The sequence below is a fragment of the Nocardia sp. CA-119907 genome, from assembly GCF_050955995.1.
Lineage (GTDB): Bacteria > Actinomycetota > Actinomycetes > Mycobacteriales > Mycobacteriaceae > Nocardia.
In genome coordinates this window covers 1,844,704-1,859,179 of the sequence record NZ_CP192091.1, presented here as the reverse complement: position 1 = coordinate 1,859,179, position 14,476 = coordinate 1,844,704, and the positions used below count along the sequence as shown (strand labels likewise).

12 protein-coding genes are annotated in these 14,476 nt (G+C 66.3%); 9 read left to right on the top strand and 3 right to left on the bottom strand.

Features of this window, described 5'->3' with window-relative positions; all coding sequences use genetic code 11:
• Positions 1-333: 333 nt before the first annotated feature.
• The 6 genes from ACQP2D_RS08520 to ACQP2D_RS08495 all read left to right on the top strand — a co-directional run bounded on the left by ACQP2D_RS08520 (position 334) and on the right by ACQP2D_RS08495 (position 8,904).
• On the top strand, positions 334-4,131 hold the full coding sequence (locus ACQP2D_RS08520) for a nitrate reductase subunit alpha (protein WP_433683158.1): 3,798 nt from the start codon (positions 334-336) through the stop codon (positions 4,129-4,131).
• A gap of 1 nt (position 4,132) precedes the next feature.
• Complete coding sequence (narH, locus tag ACQP2D_RS08515; RefSeq protein ID WP_433683157.1) at positions 4,133-5,881, top strand: nitrate reductase subunit beta; 1,749 nt, start codon at positions 4,133-4,135, stop codon at positions 5,879-5,881.
• Between the two features lie 34 nt (positions 5,882-5,915).
• Complete coding sequence (narJ, locus tag ACQP2D_RS08510; protein WP_433683156.1) at positions 5,916-6,596, top strand: nitrate reductase molybdenum cofactor assembly chaperone; 681 nt, start codon at positions 5,916-5,918, stop codon at positions 6,594-6,596.
• Positions 6,593-7,333, top strand: a complete 741-nt coding sequence (narI, locus tag ACQP2D_RS08505; protein WP_433683155.1) for a respiratory nitrate reductase subunit gamma — start codon at positions 6,593-6,595, stop codon at positions 7,331-7,333. Before narJ ends, narI begins: the two co-directional genes overlap by 4 nt.
• Before the next feature lie 190 nt (positions 7,334-7,523).
• Positions 7,524-8,519 (top strand): alpha/beta hydrolase, encoded by a 996-nt coding sequence (locus tag ACQP2D_RS08500; protein WP_433683154.1) that lies wholly within the window; start codon positions 7,524-7,526, stop codon positions 8,517-8,519.
• A 46-nt stretch (positions 8,520-8,565) separates the two neighbouring features.
• Positions 8,566-8,904, top strand: coding sequence for a TfoX/Sxy family protein (locus ACQP2D_RS08495; protein WP_433683153.1), 339 nt, complete (start codon positions 8,566-8,568; stop codon positions 8,902-8,904).
• 4 nt (positions 8,905-8,908) lie between these two features.
• On the opposite strand, the gene ACQP2D_RS08490 is transcribed toward ACQP2D_RS08495, so the two are convergent.
• A complete protein-coding gene (locus ACQP2D_RS08490; protein ID WP_433683152.1) occupies positions 8,909-10,609 on the bottom strand; it encodes a metallophosphoesterase in 1,701 nt (566 codons plus the stop codon).
• Between the two features lie 219 nt (positions 10,610-10,828).
• On the opposite strand from ACQP2D_RS08490, the gene ACQP2D_RS08485 reads away from it, so the two are divergent.
• Entirely contained in the window at positions 10,829-11,275 is a 447-nt protein-coding gene (locus ACQP2D_RS08485) for a cupin domain-containing protein (protein WP_433683151.1), read from the top strand.
• A gap of 56 nt (positions 11,276-11,331) precedes the next feature.
• Here the strand turns inward: ACQP2D_RS08485 and ACQP2D_RS08480 are convergent, their stop codons facing one another.
• On the bottom strand, positions 11,332-11,967 hold the full coding sequence (locus tag ACQP2D_RS08480) for a hypothetical protein (RefSeq protein WP_433683150.1): 636 nt from the start codon (positions 11,965-11,967) through the stop codon (positions 11,332-11,334).
• A 285-nt stretch (positions 11,968-12,252) separates the two neighbouring features.
• Here ACQP2D_RS08480 and ACQP2D_RS08475 point away from each other — a divergent pair, with 285 nt between their 5' ends.
• Both ACQP2D_RS08475 and ACQP2D_RS08470 read left to right on the top strand, forming a co-directional pair.
• A complete protein-coding gene (locus ACQP2D_RS08475; protein WP_433683149.1) occupies positions 12,253-12,666 on the top strand; it encodes a pyridoxamine 5'-phosphate oxidase family protein in 414 nt (137 codons plus the stop codon).
• A 107-nt stretch (positions 12,667-12,773) separates the two neighbouring features.
• On the top strand, positions 12,774-13,226 hold the full coding sequence (locus ACQP2D_RS08470) for a VOC family protein (RefSeq protein WP_433683148.1): 453 nt from the start codon (positions 12,774-12,776) through the stop codon (positions 13,224-13,226).
• A 181-nt stretch (positions 13,227-13,407) separates the two neighbouring features.
• Here the strand turns inward: ACQP2D_RS08470 and ACQP2D_RS08465 are convergent, their stop codons facing one another.
• A complete protein-coding gene (locus ACQP2D_RS08465; RefSeq protein WP_433683147.1) occupies positions 13,408-14,412 on the bottom strand; it encodes an AMP-binding protein in 1,005 nt (334 codons plus the stop codon).
• Positions 14,413-14,476: the final 64 nt, after the last annotated feature.

Below are 14,476 nucleotides of genomic sequence, written 5' to 3'. Positions count from 1 at the left end.
GACCACTCCGCGCGGATGTGAACTGGACCGCAGCGGGCCTCTCGAAGTGTGTTAACAAATGTAAACCACCTGAGAACCAGCGGTTTCCAAAGCATCACCGGCAAGTCCCCGAAACACCCGCCGGAAGCCGCATTTCGGCCGGTCAGGGCGGATCCGCCCAGGTCACCTCGATACCGTCGGCGTTTGGGGGCAATCGCGCGGTGACCACCACGTTGCGCCGACCTCACAACTCACCACCGGCCAGCGCGCGCTGTGAGAGATTCGTTTGGACGTGCGTCGTGACCTCCTTACAGTCGGTGCAACAGCCCGGTTTCACAGCTCGAAGGGGACGTCGTGGTTAATTCGCGCATTCAGGGTTCCGCGTCCTCCGATTCGGTCGATCGGCAATCCGGCGACGCGAGCGACGCACTGCTGCGTCTCGGCAAATATTTCCACCGCGGCGAGGTGTCGACCGACCAGCGCAGCCTGCATCAGGTCGGCGGGCGCAGTGCCGACGAGTTCTACCGCGACCGCTGGTCACACGACAAAGTGGTGCGCTCCACGCACGGGGTGAACTGCACCGGATCCTGCTCCTGGAAGATCTACGTCAAGGACGGCGTGATCACCTGGGAGTCGCAGCAGACGGATTATCCGTCGGTCGGCGCGGACAAGCCCGAGTACGAACCGCGCGGCTGCCCGCGTGGCGCGTCGTTCTCCTGGTACACCTATTCGCCCGCGCGCGTGCGCTATCCGTATGTGCGCGGTGTCCTGCTCGAGCTGTACCGGGAGGCCAAGGAGCGGCTCAAGGATCCGGTGCTGGCCTGGGAAGCGATCGTCGAGGATCCGGAAAAGGCCAAGCGCTACAAGTCCGCTCGCGGCAAGGGCGGATTCGTCCGCGCGGAGTGGTGGGAGGCCGCCGAGATCGCGGCCGCCGCGCACGTGCACACGATCAAGAAGTACGGCCCCGACCGGGTGGCCGGATTCTCCCCCATTCCGGCCATGTCGATGGTCAGCCATGCCGTTGGCGCCCGGTTCATTTCGATGCTCGGCGGCTCGATGCTGTCGTTCTACGACTGGTACGCCGACCTGCCGGTGGCCTCACCGCAGGTCTTCGGCGATCAGACCGATGTGCCGGAATCGGCCGACTGGTTCGACGCGGGCTACCTCATCATGTGGGGATCGAATGTCCCGGTGACCCGAACCCCGGACGCGCACTATATGACCGAGGCCCGCTACCGCGGTCAGAAGGTCGTCGTGGTCTCCCCCGACTACGCGGACAACACCAAATTCGCCGATGAATGGGTGCCGGCGCGGCCGGGAACCGATGCGGCCCTTGCCATGTCGATGGGTCATGTGGTCCTGAAGGAATTCTTCGTCGACCGCGCGACGCCCCGATTCCTGGACTACGTCAAGCGCTACACCGATCTGCCCTTCCTGGTCTGCCTCGACGATCCGCAGGGCTGGGACTCCGACGGCGTCTACCACCACGACGGCGCGCTGCCCGGCAAATTCCTCACCGCGGCCGACCTCGGCCACACCGATGAGACCGCCGCGCACAAGATGGTGCTGCTCGACGCCGCCGGCAATCCGGTGGTGCCCAATGGCTCACTCGGCCACCGCTTTACCGCGGGCGATGCCGGCAAGTGGAATCTGGATCTCGAGGGCGTCGATCCGCTGCTGACCCTGCACGACCGGGCCGATCAGCGCCCGATCGCGGTACAGCTGCCGCGCTTCGACACCGATACCGCGGGCGTGGTGGTGCGCGGCGTGCCGACGATCACCGTCGCGGGCAAGCGGGTCACCACGGTCTTCGACCTGCTGCTCGCGCAGTACGGTGTGGGACGCGATGGCCTGCCGGGCACCTGGCCGAGCGGCTACGACGACGCGTCCGAGCCCTACACCCCGGCCTGGCAGGAGGCCATTACCGGCGTACCCGCCGCACAGGCTCAGCGCATCGCCCGCGAATTCGCCGATAATGCCGATAAATCCGGCGGCCGGTCGATGATCCTGATGGGTGCCGGCACCAACCACTGGTTCCACTCCGACCAGATCTACCGCGCCTTCTTCACCCTGACGCTGCTCACCGGCTGCCAGGGCGTCAATGGCGGCGGCTGGGCGCATTACGTCGGCCAGGAGAAATGCCGCCCGGTAACCGGTTGGTCGACATTGGCCTTCGGGCTGGACTGGCAGCGACCGCCGCGCCAGATGCAGGGCACGGTGTTCTGGTACCTCAGCAATGACCAGTGGCGCTACGACCCTTTCACCGCACAGTCGTTCGCCTCCCCGCTGGGCCGTGGCAAATTCGCGGGGCGCACCGCCGCCGACAATATCGCGCTGGCCAGTCGCCTCGGCTGGATGCCGAGCTATCCGACGTTCGACCGCAATCCGCTGGATCTGGTGGACGAGGCCGAGGCGGCGGGCAAGACCGCGCCCGAACATGTGGTGGACGGGCTCAAATCCGGTGACCTGCGCTTCGCCTGTGAAGATCCGGATGCGCCGGAGAACTTTCCGCGCTGCCTGACCGTCTGGCGGGCGAATCTGCTCGGGTCCTCCGGTAAGGGCAACGAATACTTCCACAAGCATCTGCTCGGCGCGGATTCCAATCTGCAGACCACCGATGCCGAGGGGGTGCGGCCGCAGGAGCTGGTCTGGCGCGAGGACGCACCGACCGGAAAGCTGGATCTGCTGCTATCACTGGACTTCCGGATGACCAGCACCACGCTGTTCTCCGATATCGTGCTGCCCGCCGCCACCTGGTACGAGAAGCACGATCTGTCCTCCACCGATATGCACCCGTTCGTGCACGCCTTCTCCCCCGCCATCTCCCCGCCGTGGGAGGCCAAGACCGATTTCGAGGCGTTCCACCGGATCGCGCGCGGATTCTCCTGGATGGCCGAGAAGCATCTCGGCAAGCGCAAGGACATTGTCGCGGTTCCGCTGCAGCACGATTCGCCGGATGCGCTGGCGCAGGCCGGTGGACGCGTACTCGACTGGAAAGCCGGTGAGTGCGAACCGATTCCGGGCAAGACCATGCCGAAGTTGGTGGTGGTCGAGCGGGACTACCCCAAGCTCGCGGAGAAGATGGCCGCGCTCGGTCCGCTGATCGATACGCTCGGCGTCACCACCAAGGGCGTCACCACCCATCCGGACGAGGAGGTGGCCTACCTCGCCGGTGTGAACGGCACCGTGGTTTCCGGTGTGGCCCAGGGACGTCCGTCGCTGGCCAAGGACACCCACGCGGCCGAGGCGATCCTGGCGCTCTCGGGCACCACCAACGGCAGGCTCGCGGTCGAAGGGTTCCATGCGCTGGAGCGACGCACCGGCACCCAGCTCGCCGATCTCGCCGCCGAGCACGAGGGCAAGCGAATCACCTTCGCCGACACCCAATCCCGGCCGGTTCCGGTGATCACCTCGCCGGAGTGGTCGGGCAGCGAGACCGGCGGACGGCGGTACTCCCCGTTCACCATCAATACCGAACGACTCAAGCCCTGGCACACCCTCACCGGGCGCCAACACTTCTACCTCGACCACGACTGGATGGCCGAACTCGGAGAGCAGCTGCCGATCTTCCGGCCGCCGCTCGATATGAGCGCGCTGTTCAGCGAACCAGGGGTGGGGGCCGTCGGTGACAACGGCGTCACCGTTCGGTACCTCACACCGCATTCGAAGTGGTCGATCCACTCGGCGTACCAGGACAACCTGCACATGCTGACGCTCTCGCGCGGCGGGCAGTCGATCTGGATGTCGGATCGGGACGCGGCGAAGATCGGTGTGGCGGATAACGATTGGATCGAGGCGGTCAACCGCAACGGTGTGGTCGTCGCGCGGGCCATCGTCAGCCACCGGATGCCCGAGGGCACGGTATTCATGTACCACGCCCAGGACCGGGCGGTGGATGTGCCGCGCATCGAGGGCCTGCCGAAGTCGAACGGCAACGGGAACGGCTTCGACTGGGCCGCACCGGAAACCCAGCCCGGTAAGGGCAAGCGCGGCGGTATCCACAATGCGCTCACCCGCATCATGATCAAGCCATCGCATCTCATCGGCGGTTATGCGCAGCAGTCCTTCGCACTGAACTACCACGGGCCCACCGGAAATCAGCGCGACGAGGTCACCACCATTCGTCGTCGCTCGCAGGAAGTGGAGTACTGACATGCGTGTCATGGCACAGATGGCCATGGTGATGAACCTGGACAAGTGCATCGGCTGTCACACCTGCAGCGTCACCTGTAAGCAGGCGTGGACCAACCGCGGCGGCACCGAGTACATGTGGTTCAACAATGTGGAAACCCGGCCGGGGCAGGGGTATCCGCGCCAGTACCAGGATCAGGACAAATGGAAGGGCGGCTGGACGCTCACCAAGCGCGGCAAGCTCACCCTGAAGTCCGGTTCGCGGCTGAAGCGGCTGCTCAACATCTTCGCCAATCCGGATCTGCCGACGGTCTCGGATTACTACGAGCCGTGGAGCTACGACTACGACAATCTGCTGTCGGCGCCCGCGATGGACACCAGCCCGGTGGCGCGGCCGAAATCGCTGATCACCGGCCAGGATACGAAGATCACCTGGGGCGCCAACTGGGATGACGACCTGGGCTCCGGACCGGAGCAGGTCGGCAAGGATCCGCTGCTGGCCAAGCTCTCCGATCAGGTGAAGCTGGAATTCGAGCAGACCTTCATGTTCTACCTGCCGCGCATCTGCGAGCACTGCCTGAATCCGTCGTGTGTGGCCTCGTGCCCGTCGGGTGCGATCTACAAGCGCTCCGAGGACGGCATCGTGCTCGTCGACCAGGACAAATGCCGCGGCTGGCGGCAGTGCGTCAGCGGCTGCCCGTACAAGAAGATCTACTTCAACCACAAGACGGGCAAGGCGGAGAAGTGCACGTTCTGCTACCCGCGCGTGGAGGTCGGCATCCCGACGGTCTGTTCGGAAACCTGCGTCGGGCGGCTGCGCTACATCGGCGTCATGCTCTACGACGCGGATGCGGTGCAGGCGGCGGCCTCGGTCACCGACACCAAGGATCTGTATCCATCACAGCTCGGCGTGTTCCTCAATCCGCATGATCCCCGGGTGATCGCGGAGGCCGAGCGCGCCGGTATCTCGCCGGAGTGGATCGAGGCCGCGCAGAACTCGCCGGTCTACAAGCTGATCGTCGACTACCAGATCGCGCTGCCGCTGCATCCGGAATACCGCACCATGCCGATGGTCTGGTACGTGCCGCCGCTGTCGCCGGTGGTGGATGTGCTCTCGGAGACCGGCCACGATGCCGAGGACGCGTCGAATCTGTTCGGCGCCATCGACGCACTGCGCATTCCGGTCGAGTACCTGGCCGAACTGTTCACCGCCGGTGAGATCGGACCGGTGCGAGCGGCGCTGCAGCGGCTTGCGGCGATGCGGTCGTTCATGCGGTCGGTGAATCTCGGTATGGAGCCCGATCCCTCGATCGCGCCGTCGGTGCGTTTGGAGCCCGAGGAGATCGAGGCGATGTACCGGCTGCTGGCCATCGCGAAATACGAACACCGGTATGTGATTCCGCACGGCGCGACATCCCAGGCGCACGAACTGGATTCGCTCGCCACCGGATGCAGTCTCGATACCGATGGCGGGCCGGGTATGACGGCGTTCGACACGATGGTGGAGAAGTTCCATCTCACCGACGCCAATGATGCCGCGCCGGAGCAGAAGTCGACGCGGATCAACCTGTTGAACTGGGATGGGCGCAATACCGATGGGTTGGTGCCCGCCGCGACCAATGGCAATGGCGCCAACGGGCACGCGACCAACGGTTCGGCGAAAAACGGTGCGGCCGAGAGTGGCTCGGCCAATGGCTCGAATGGTTCGACCAATGGCTCGGCGGCGACGAACGGTTCCGCCGCGCCGACGCCGACCGGAGCAACCCAATGAACGCCATCGGTCGACCAGCGGTCGGAGACGCGTGATGGCACTGCTGAAGGTACGCCGTAGGCCGGAGCCCGTCGCCCGGCTGTCCGAGCGCGATTGCCGTCTGGTGTGGCGGATAGCGGCCCTGCTGCTCGACTATCCGAACGAGCAGACGCTCGCGACCATCGACCAGATCGATGATGCCGCAACGCAATTGCCGGAAGAGGTGGGTGCGCACCTGCTGGAATTCATCCATCATCTGCGCGCCACCCCGCCGATCACGCTGGCCCAGCAGTATGTCGAAACCTTCGATATGCGGCGGCGTTCCAGCATGCACCTGACGTTCTACGCCTACGGCGACACCCGCAAGCGCGGCATGGCACTGCTGCGGTTCAAGCACGCCTACCGGCACGCCGGCGTCGAACTCGGCGACGAGGAGTTGCCCGACCACCTGCCGGTGCTGCTGGAATTCGCCGCCACCGTCGACCCGATCGGCGGCGAACGCCTGCTGGGCGAACACGTCCCGGTGCTCGAGCTGCTGCGACTGTCGTTAGCGGACAACGGATCTCCCTACGCCGGTGTGGTCGCCGCGGTGGTCGCCACACTGCCGCCGCTGACCACCGCGGACCGCCGCCGGATCGCCGAACTCGCCGCGCAGGGCCCGCCCGAGGAAGAGGTCGGCCTGGACCCCTTCGCCATGGACCCCGCCCTCTTCGACGGATCGGAAGCCCGCCGATGACCACCACTTTCTGGATGACCCTGCCCTACGTGGCCTTCACCTCGTTCGTGCTCGGTCACCTGTGGCGCTACCGCAACGACCAATTCGGTTGGACCACACGGTCATCGCAGATCTACGAGAGCCGCCTGCTGCGCCTGGGCAGCCCGCTGTTCCACTTCGGCATGCTCGGTGTCATCGGCGGCCACGTGCTCGGCGTGCTGATCCCGGAATCCTGGACCACCGCGGTCGGCATCTCCGAACACACCTACCACCTGGTCGCGGTGGCGGCGGGTTCGGTCGCCGGACTCGCGGTCATCCTCGGCGTCGGCATCCTGCTCTACCGCCGCATCACCGTCCCCGCCGTCCGCAAGGCCACCACCCGCAACGACCAGCTCATGTACGCACTGCTGGCCGCCGCCTTGATCACCGGCCTGCTCAATACCTGGGGCAGCAACCTGCTCTGGGGCACCTACAACTACCGTGAAACCGTATCCCCATGGTTCCGTAGCCTTTTCACTCTGCACCCGCAGCCCGAGCTGATGGTGGGCACGCCATGGACCTTCCAGGTCCACGGCCTGGTCGTGCTGACCCTCATCGCGATCTGGCCATACACCCGCCTGGTCCACATGTTCAGTGCCCCCGTCGGCTATCTGACCCGCCCGTACATCGTGTACCGCGCCAAGGAATCCAACGCCCCGGACAAGCGCCGCTACGCCCGCGCCTGGGATGCCCCCGTCACGCCCGAAACCTGGCGCTGACCCCGAATTCGGGTCCTCTCACCCGATGCCCGGCGGCCCCGTCCTCCCCACACCGGGAGGACGGGGCCGTGTCATTTCCCAGCAAACACGCCCGTCGTATCCCGAGACCACGGCTGCGGCCGTGATAGGAATTCGACCCATGTACCGGCTCGTGCCCACGCCTCGCGCACGCTCGGCCTCGACCCGCCCGATGGGGACCGTGCCGATGGTTCGCTCGCTGCGCTCCCTCGTTCGATGCCTGGTCTTCCTGTTCGCGGTCTGCGCCGCGACCATTCCCACCGCCGGAGCCGAACCCGGCTCGCAGATCCTCGAAGTTCGGCCATTGGGCGGGCGGCAATTCGAGGTGGTGGTGCGTTCGGCGGCGATGGATCGGCCGATCACGCTGTGGATGTCACACCCCGGAGCGGGCGCGCCCGCGCTCTATCTGCTCAATGCGGTCGACGGCGGCGAGGACGGCGGGCCGTGGACACGCCGCACCGATATCGCGGACTTCTTCGCGGACAAGCACGTCAATGTGATCGTGCCGATGGGCGGGCGCGCGAGTTATTACACCGATTGGCTCAATGACGATCCGATCTTGGGCCGCAATAAGTGGACGACCTTCCTGACCCGGGAACTGCCGCCGCTGCTGGAATCTCGTTTCGAGATGACCGGGCGCAATGCCGTTGCGGGCCTGTCGATGTCGGCGACCTCGGCACTGAATCTGGCGATCGGCGCACCCGGCCGCTATCAGGCGGTGGGTTCCTATAGCGGCTGTCCGCGCACCAGCGACCCCGCCGCCAATGCCTATGTGCACTCCGAACTCGCGGTGTTCGGTGCGAATGCGGACAATATGTGGGGCGCCCCGGACAATCCGGCCTGGGCCGAACACGATCCGATGCTGCACGCGGATCGGCTGCGCGGCATCGCGCTCTATATCTCGGCGGGCAATGGCGTGCCGGGCGCGCACGAAACCCTCGGCGATCTCGACATCGAAGGCAGCCCGGTGCGCCTGCTCGATCGCATAGCGGTCGGCGGCGTCATGGAGACCGTCATCGGCAACTGCACCCACCCGTTCCTGGACCGGCTGGCCGCCGCGGGCGTGCCCGCCACCGTGAAATTGCGTCAGGGCACCCACGCCTGGGCCTATTGGCAGGACGACGTGCACGAATCCTGGCCGCTGTTCGCCGCCGCGATCGGCGCGTAGCGGCCGTTCACCGCGAACTTGTCGGTGCCCTGGTCGACAATGCGGTATGGCGTATGACAAGGAGCTCGCCGATCGGATCCGGGAGCTGATCGAACCCGCACCCGATGTGGTCGAGAAGAAGATGTTCGGCGGTCTGGCCTTCCTGGTCGGCGGCAATATGGCGGTCGCGGCCAGCGGTAAGGGCGGTCTTCTGGTGCGCGTCGACCCGCAGGAGAGCACCGCGCTGCTCGCCCGCGACTACGTCGGCACGATGGTCATGGGCGGTCGGGAAATGAACAACTGGCTGCGCGTCGACGGCGCGGCGGTCGCCGACGATGACGCACTCGACGAATGGATCGACCGCGGGGTGAGCTACGCGCGCTCGCTCCCGCCGAAGCAGAAGTAGCGGTTCAGCGGACGAGGCGACGGAAGGTGAGTTTGTCGAATTCCCGGCCGTATTCGTCCACCGCCACCACATCCATTTCGCTGGCGAAGATGCCGGGGCGGACATCGACGCGCAGGAACGAGTAGTTGCGGAACCGCACTCGCGACCACGGCGCGGCCTCATCCTGCTTCTCACCGGAGGAGGTCCAGACATAGCTGTTCGGGACCGTGGTGTCGGGTAATTCGTGGCCGCGGAACGATTCCTGCGAACCGGGCTGGAAGTCGTAGCGCGGGCGACCACCACCGCCGACGGTGTAGTAGACGGTGCCGTCGGTCTCCGGGTAGACGATCGAATTGTCACCGGCGACCCTGCTCGCGGCGCCGGCGCGGATCGGATCCGTGCGCTCGAAGACGTGATTGTGCCCCTGCAGCACCAGATCCACCTGATACCTGTCGAACAGCGCGGCCCAGGCATCGCGCAGGCCGCCGTCGCTGGCATGCGCGTCCGTGGTCGAATACGCGCAGTGGTGGAAAAAGCACACCAGGAAGTCGATGTCCGGATCCGCGCGATAGGCGGCGAGGGTGCGCTCCACCCAACTCGTCTGTGCCCCACCGGAATACCCGGTATTGGCCTTGATCTCATAGCTGACGTCATTGGCGTCGAGCGAGAGCACCGCGACATTGCCGTAGGTGAACGAGTACGCCGAGGGGCAGCCGGCGGGCCCGTTGCCAGGGAAGTCCAGCCGCGCCAGATGTCCGCCGTAGCCGTGCTGGCCGTAGGTCGCTTCCATATCGTGGTTGCCGGTGGCGAACATCCACGGCGTCTGGGCGGCGCTGACTTCGATGGCGCCGAAGTAGACATCCCAGACATACGGGTTGTACTTGTCGAAGCCGGAGGCGACCTTCGCGTCGTGTGCGACGAATTCGCCGGGCTTACCGGCACCGGACGGATCGGCGTAGGCGATATCACCGGCGAGGATGTGGAAATCCGGTTTGGCGGCGGCGATCTGGCGCAGCACATTGGTCGCATGCGGTGCGGTCGGATCGTTATCGGCCTTGTAGTACTTGTCGTCGTAGTCGCCGGGCACGGTGCCCTGCGGCAGTGCCGGGGTGTCGTCGGTGCCCTGATCGCCCATCATGGTGAATCGGAAGGGCAGGATCGCGCTGCGCGCGCTCGGCATCGCCGGGGCGGCGGCGCGGATGTCGCCGGTGAATCCGTCGGAGCTGCGCCACCGATAGAAGTGCGGCAGTCGCCCGGGCAGACCGTCGACCGGGGCGTGCACGTAGAACTGTTCGGCGGCGAGCACTCCACCGTCGGCGGCGGGCACCTGGGTCAGCAGATTGCGCACCTCGGCCTCGATGGTGCCGCCGAGCGCGGGTGTCGGGCCGTGGTCCAGATAGACCTTGGTACCGGCCGGCGGCCGGGAGAGCTGACCGGCGAACCGGAGCTGACTGGCCGCGTCCGGTCCGTATCCGACATGCCGACCGCCGACCGCGAGCTGCGCGTCCTCGGCGTAGGCGCGCCGGCCGAACGGCGAGGTTCCGACCGCGGCGACCGCCGCGGCCGCAGCCGCACCGCGCAGGACATTGCGCCGCGAGACGGCATGGCGGCGTAGATAGTTCCGGTGCCACTCGTGCTGCTCGGCCATGGTCATCTGGGCGGCCAGGGCGGCGGGAATTCCGGTGTCGGGTAGATCGCCAGCTGGGTTCAGCGCATTGGACGGCACGGCATCCGATGCTCTACGGCCACAGCGCATCCCGCAACTCGACACTGCTTCCCAGACGCGAACAATTCATGAACTCCGGTCCGAGCCCGGGTCCAGGTAAGCGCACCGACCCGGACAATCAGTACAAAACGAACGAATGCCACAGCGGCCGCGGCGATCTCGAACCGGCAGCGGCGCAAGGCCCTTTTCTGACCGCGTCGCGCTGGATAAGCTGCCGCAATGACGCCATTTGCGCGCGGGGCCATCGCGGCGCTCGTGTCGGTCGGTTCGATTCTCGGCGCGACGACCGCTAACGCGACGCCCGGCACCGATATCACCGCGGTCACCCTCGGCCAGGCCCAGATCCCGGCCGGACTGCTGCCCTTCGTCGCGGGCACCGATCTCGTCGTCCGCGAAATCACCATTGCCCCAGGCGGTTCCACCGGCTGGCACTTTCACTACGGTCCGGTCTTCGGCTTCGTCCGCTCGGGCACCCTCACCCACCCCGGCCCCGACTGCGTGGCTCCGGTCTTCCACACCGGCGAGTTCATCTACGAACCCGAGGGCGCCTGGAACGTGCACATCGGCCGCAATCTCGGCCCCGACCCGCTCGTACTCGACGTCGTCTACGCCCCACCCACCGGCAAGCCGCTGTTCGAGGATGCCGACGCGCCGGAGTGCGCGTAATCGTCACCGGTCTGGTGTCCGGTGCCCGCACAGTGGGCACCGGACCCGCCCTCTTACTACTGCGTTGCCGTTGTCGTCGTAACGGTCGTAGTCGGCGACGGAGCAGTCGTTGGCGCCAACGTGGTCGTGAGCGTGGGTGCCGCACTGCTGGTTGTCGTCGGTTGAATCGGCTCGGGACACTTGCCGTCTCGTTCGCCGATGCTGTTGATCTCGGCGTTGGACCGCGGATCGCCCGCGTAGTTGATCTTGTCGGTGCACTTGACATCGGTGCCGTCGGGCGCCGGAGCGGGATTGCTCGTTGTGCCGCAGAAGGTCACGCCACAGGTGTCCGTGCCACCTGGTGCCGGCTGAGATTCGGTGGGTGCGCCGCAGTAGGCGATTCCGCAGTTGTCGACGCCACCCGAGGTGACAGGCTGCCCGGCGGCCGTCGGTCCAGTGCCTGCTCCACCCGCACTGCCCGGCTGTCCGCCGGTCTCGCCAGGGTTGCCCGGGGGCGCGGTGGTGGTGGCCGGGGGCGTTGTCCGCGATGCACTGATCGAGGTGACCGTCACAGTGCCAGAGCCCGGCGCGGCGGAATCGTGCTTATCAGCCGTGCACGCGGTCACGATCAGCACGGGCGCCACGACGCCCAGCACCAGTCCGGTGCCGACGCGCCATCGGCGGCCCCTCCCCAACATCTGCATGATCCGCACGAACTCTCCTCCCGAGCCTGCCGCCCTGCACGAAAAAGACAGACGCGCAATGGGTCTGGTGAAATTTGACCGATGGACGGTACCCCTGCGTAGTCGTTGGATGATCCGCTGTTGTTACCAACCGCGGGAATCGCAAGTCGCTCCGTCCACCGGCCGCTTATTTACGAGGGGACACTCCGCACGGCGGACGCGATCTTCGTGCGCGACCGGAACCTGTACAGCTCCTTCGACCGGAATCTTCAACCGAGGTAGACTCGAACATAAGTTCGAATCAAGGGGTTGGAGATGCGGACGCTACGTCCTGCCGAGATCGCCGGATTGCTGGCCAGCGATATCGTCGCGCACCTGGCCACCATTGACGCGGCCGGATATCCGCATGTCACGCCCATCTGGTTTCTGTGGGATCAGCATGCTTTCCGGCTCACCAGTTGGGCCGGGCGTCCGCATCTGCGGCGGATACGGGCGAATCCGCGGGTCGGGTTGGTGATCGACCGCGAGGTCGGCCGGCGCGCGGACGGTCAGCGGCCGAACCGGCAGATCCGAATTATCGGTGACGCCGAGTTGACCATCGACCCGGACGGTGTCTGGACCCAACGCATCTGGGAGAAGTACGGCGGATCGGCGCTGGATCAGCAGGATCGCGCGCGGGTGCTGATCACCATTACACCCGATCTGTTCGTCGCCATCGCGAGCGTCTGAGGTCGTGGCGAAAAAATCTCGAGAAATCCGTAGCGATACGTCGAAGGCGTCCGATCGGCTCCGACCAAACGGTGACAGTAGGTCATCGACAACCCAAGGAGCCCACCATGTCGGTCAACACCTTCCTCTGGTTCGACAGCGACGCCGAAGAAGCCGCCGCCCGCTATACCGCGCTGATCCCCAACTCCCGCATCGCCGAGGTCACCCGCCACCCCGACGGTTCGGCCTTCATCGTGGCCATCGAACTCGACGGCCACCCCTACACCCTGATGAACGGCGGACCCGGTCATCCCTTCACCGATGCCGCCTCGATCCAGGTCGTAGTCGAAACCCAGGCCGAGGTCGACCAACTCTGGGACGCCCTGGTCGAGGGCGGCGAACCCGGCCCGTGCGGCTGGCTGACCGACCGCTACGGACTGTCCTGGCAGGTGGTTCCCGCCACCCTGGTCACCCTTATGAACGGTGGGAACCCCACTAAAACCGCAGCGGTCGCCACCGCCCTGCGGTCCATGTCCAAACTCGACCTGAAGGTTCTCCAGGACGCCTACGACCAGGCCTGAGACTCGACTCCGCGCACCGGGCACCCGTCTACCTCGACTCGAGGGGTGCCCGGTGCACAGCGACGGAATGTCAGCGCAATCTCGCCCGGCGAGTGGACACGCAAGTCGACAATGGTCGCCGCGTCGGACTCGTCGGCTCGCACGCAGACGAGATTACCGGGTGCGATACCGGCGTCGGCCGTCAGCGGCCGGGCATGACCGACGGCGGCTCCACCACCAGCGGTGCGCCGACGGCGAATGCCGAAAACAGCTCGAGCAGATGCGCGTCGAATGAAGGCGCGTGTTCTCGCAGGATCACCGAATCACGGTGCACACCATAGTGATCGGCGATATAGCCGGTGAGCGGGGCAAGCCCGCGGTGGGTGACGACCACACCCTTCGGTGTGCCCGTCGTTGCCGACGTGTAGACCAGATAGGCCGGATGACCAGGCCGCAACGCACGCGCCCGGTCGACATTGTCCACCGGATCCGCAGCCCGGCGCGCGGCGCGTCCGGCCGCGGCGGCATCATCGAGGAGCAGCCACTCGATCCCGGACCGCGGCAAATCCGGCATTGCGGCCGAGACGGTGATCCCTTGTCGCGCACCGGAATCCGCGATGACCCTCGCGATACGCCGGGCAGGTTCGGCGGGGTCGATCGGAACGAAGCACGCGCCCGTCTTGGCGACAGCCCACAATGCCAGCACGGATTCGACTGAGCGCGGCACCGCCACCACCAAGAACTCCCCTGGTCCGGCACCACCGGCCAGCAACTCGCGCGCCCACCGCGACGACTCCTCGTCCAACTCCCGGTAGGTCATCGTGCGCCCGCCGTCGCGCAGGGCGACCGCGTCCGGGACGGGACCTGCCCGAAGCAGTTCGGGCAGTAGCACCGTCGGACTGCCGGTCGGCGGGTCCAAGGTCCCTATTCGGCAGTCGGCTTCGGCGGCGAGATACTGTCGCGGCTGCCCGGCCAGCACCTGGAACGACCGCTTTAGCGGTTCGAGTTCGCGGGCCGCGGGTGGCGAGCACTCGCGCAGCAATCCGATATCCACCGGCCCAGAGATGTCCTGGTACATCGCACCCCTGATCGGCAGGTCCGGATGCAACTGCTGGTCCACCCACCACCGCAGCTGGGCAGTCGACAACGGCGGCGAAGCGCCATTGCCCAGCGCTGCTCGCACGGTGCCGCCGTCGGATTCCGTCACAACGCCTCCCCGGAATTCGGAAAGCCTGCCGCTGAAGTTCCCTCGGGCAAACCTACGGCATCAC

Bases quoted from the DNA above. Each gene is read 5' to 3' on its own strand.
- narH (WP_433683157.1), top strand. From the start codon at position 4,133: ATGCGTGTCATGGCACAGATGGCCATGGTGATGAACCTGGACAAGTGC.
- narI (WP_433683155.1), top strand. From the start codon at position 6,593: ATGACCACCACTTTCTGGATGACCCTGCCCTACGTGGCCTTCACCTCG.
- ACQP2D_RS08470 (WP_433683148.1), top strand. From the start codon at position 12,774: ATGTCGGTCAACACCTTCCTCTGGTTCGACAGCGACGCCGAAGAAGCC.
- narJ (WP_433683156.1), top strand. From the start codon at position 5,916: ATGGCACTGCTGAAGGTACGCCGTAGGCCGGAGCCCGTCGCCCGGCTG.
- ACQP2D_RS08495 (WP_433683153.1), top strand. From the start codon at position 8,566: ATGGCGTATGACAAGGAGCTCGCCGATCGGATCCGGGAGCTGATCGAA.
- ACQP2D_RS08485 (WP_433683151.1), top strand. From the start codon at position 10,829: ATGACGCCATTTGCGCGCGGGGCCATCGCGGCGCTCGTGTCGGTCGGT.
- ACQP2D_RS08475 (WP_433683149.1), top strand. From the start codon at position 12,253: ATGCGGACGCTACGTCCTGCCGAGATCGCCGGATTGCTGGCCAGCGAT.
- ACQP2D_RS08500 (WP_433683154.1), top strand. From the start codon at position 7,524: ATGGGGACCGTGCCGATGGTTCGCTCGCTGCGCTCCCTCGTTCGATGC.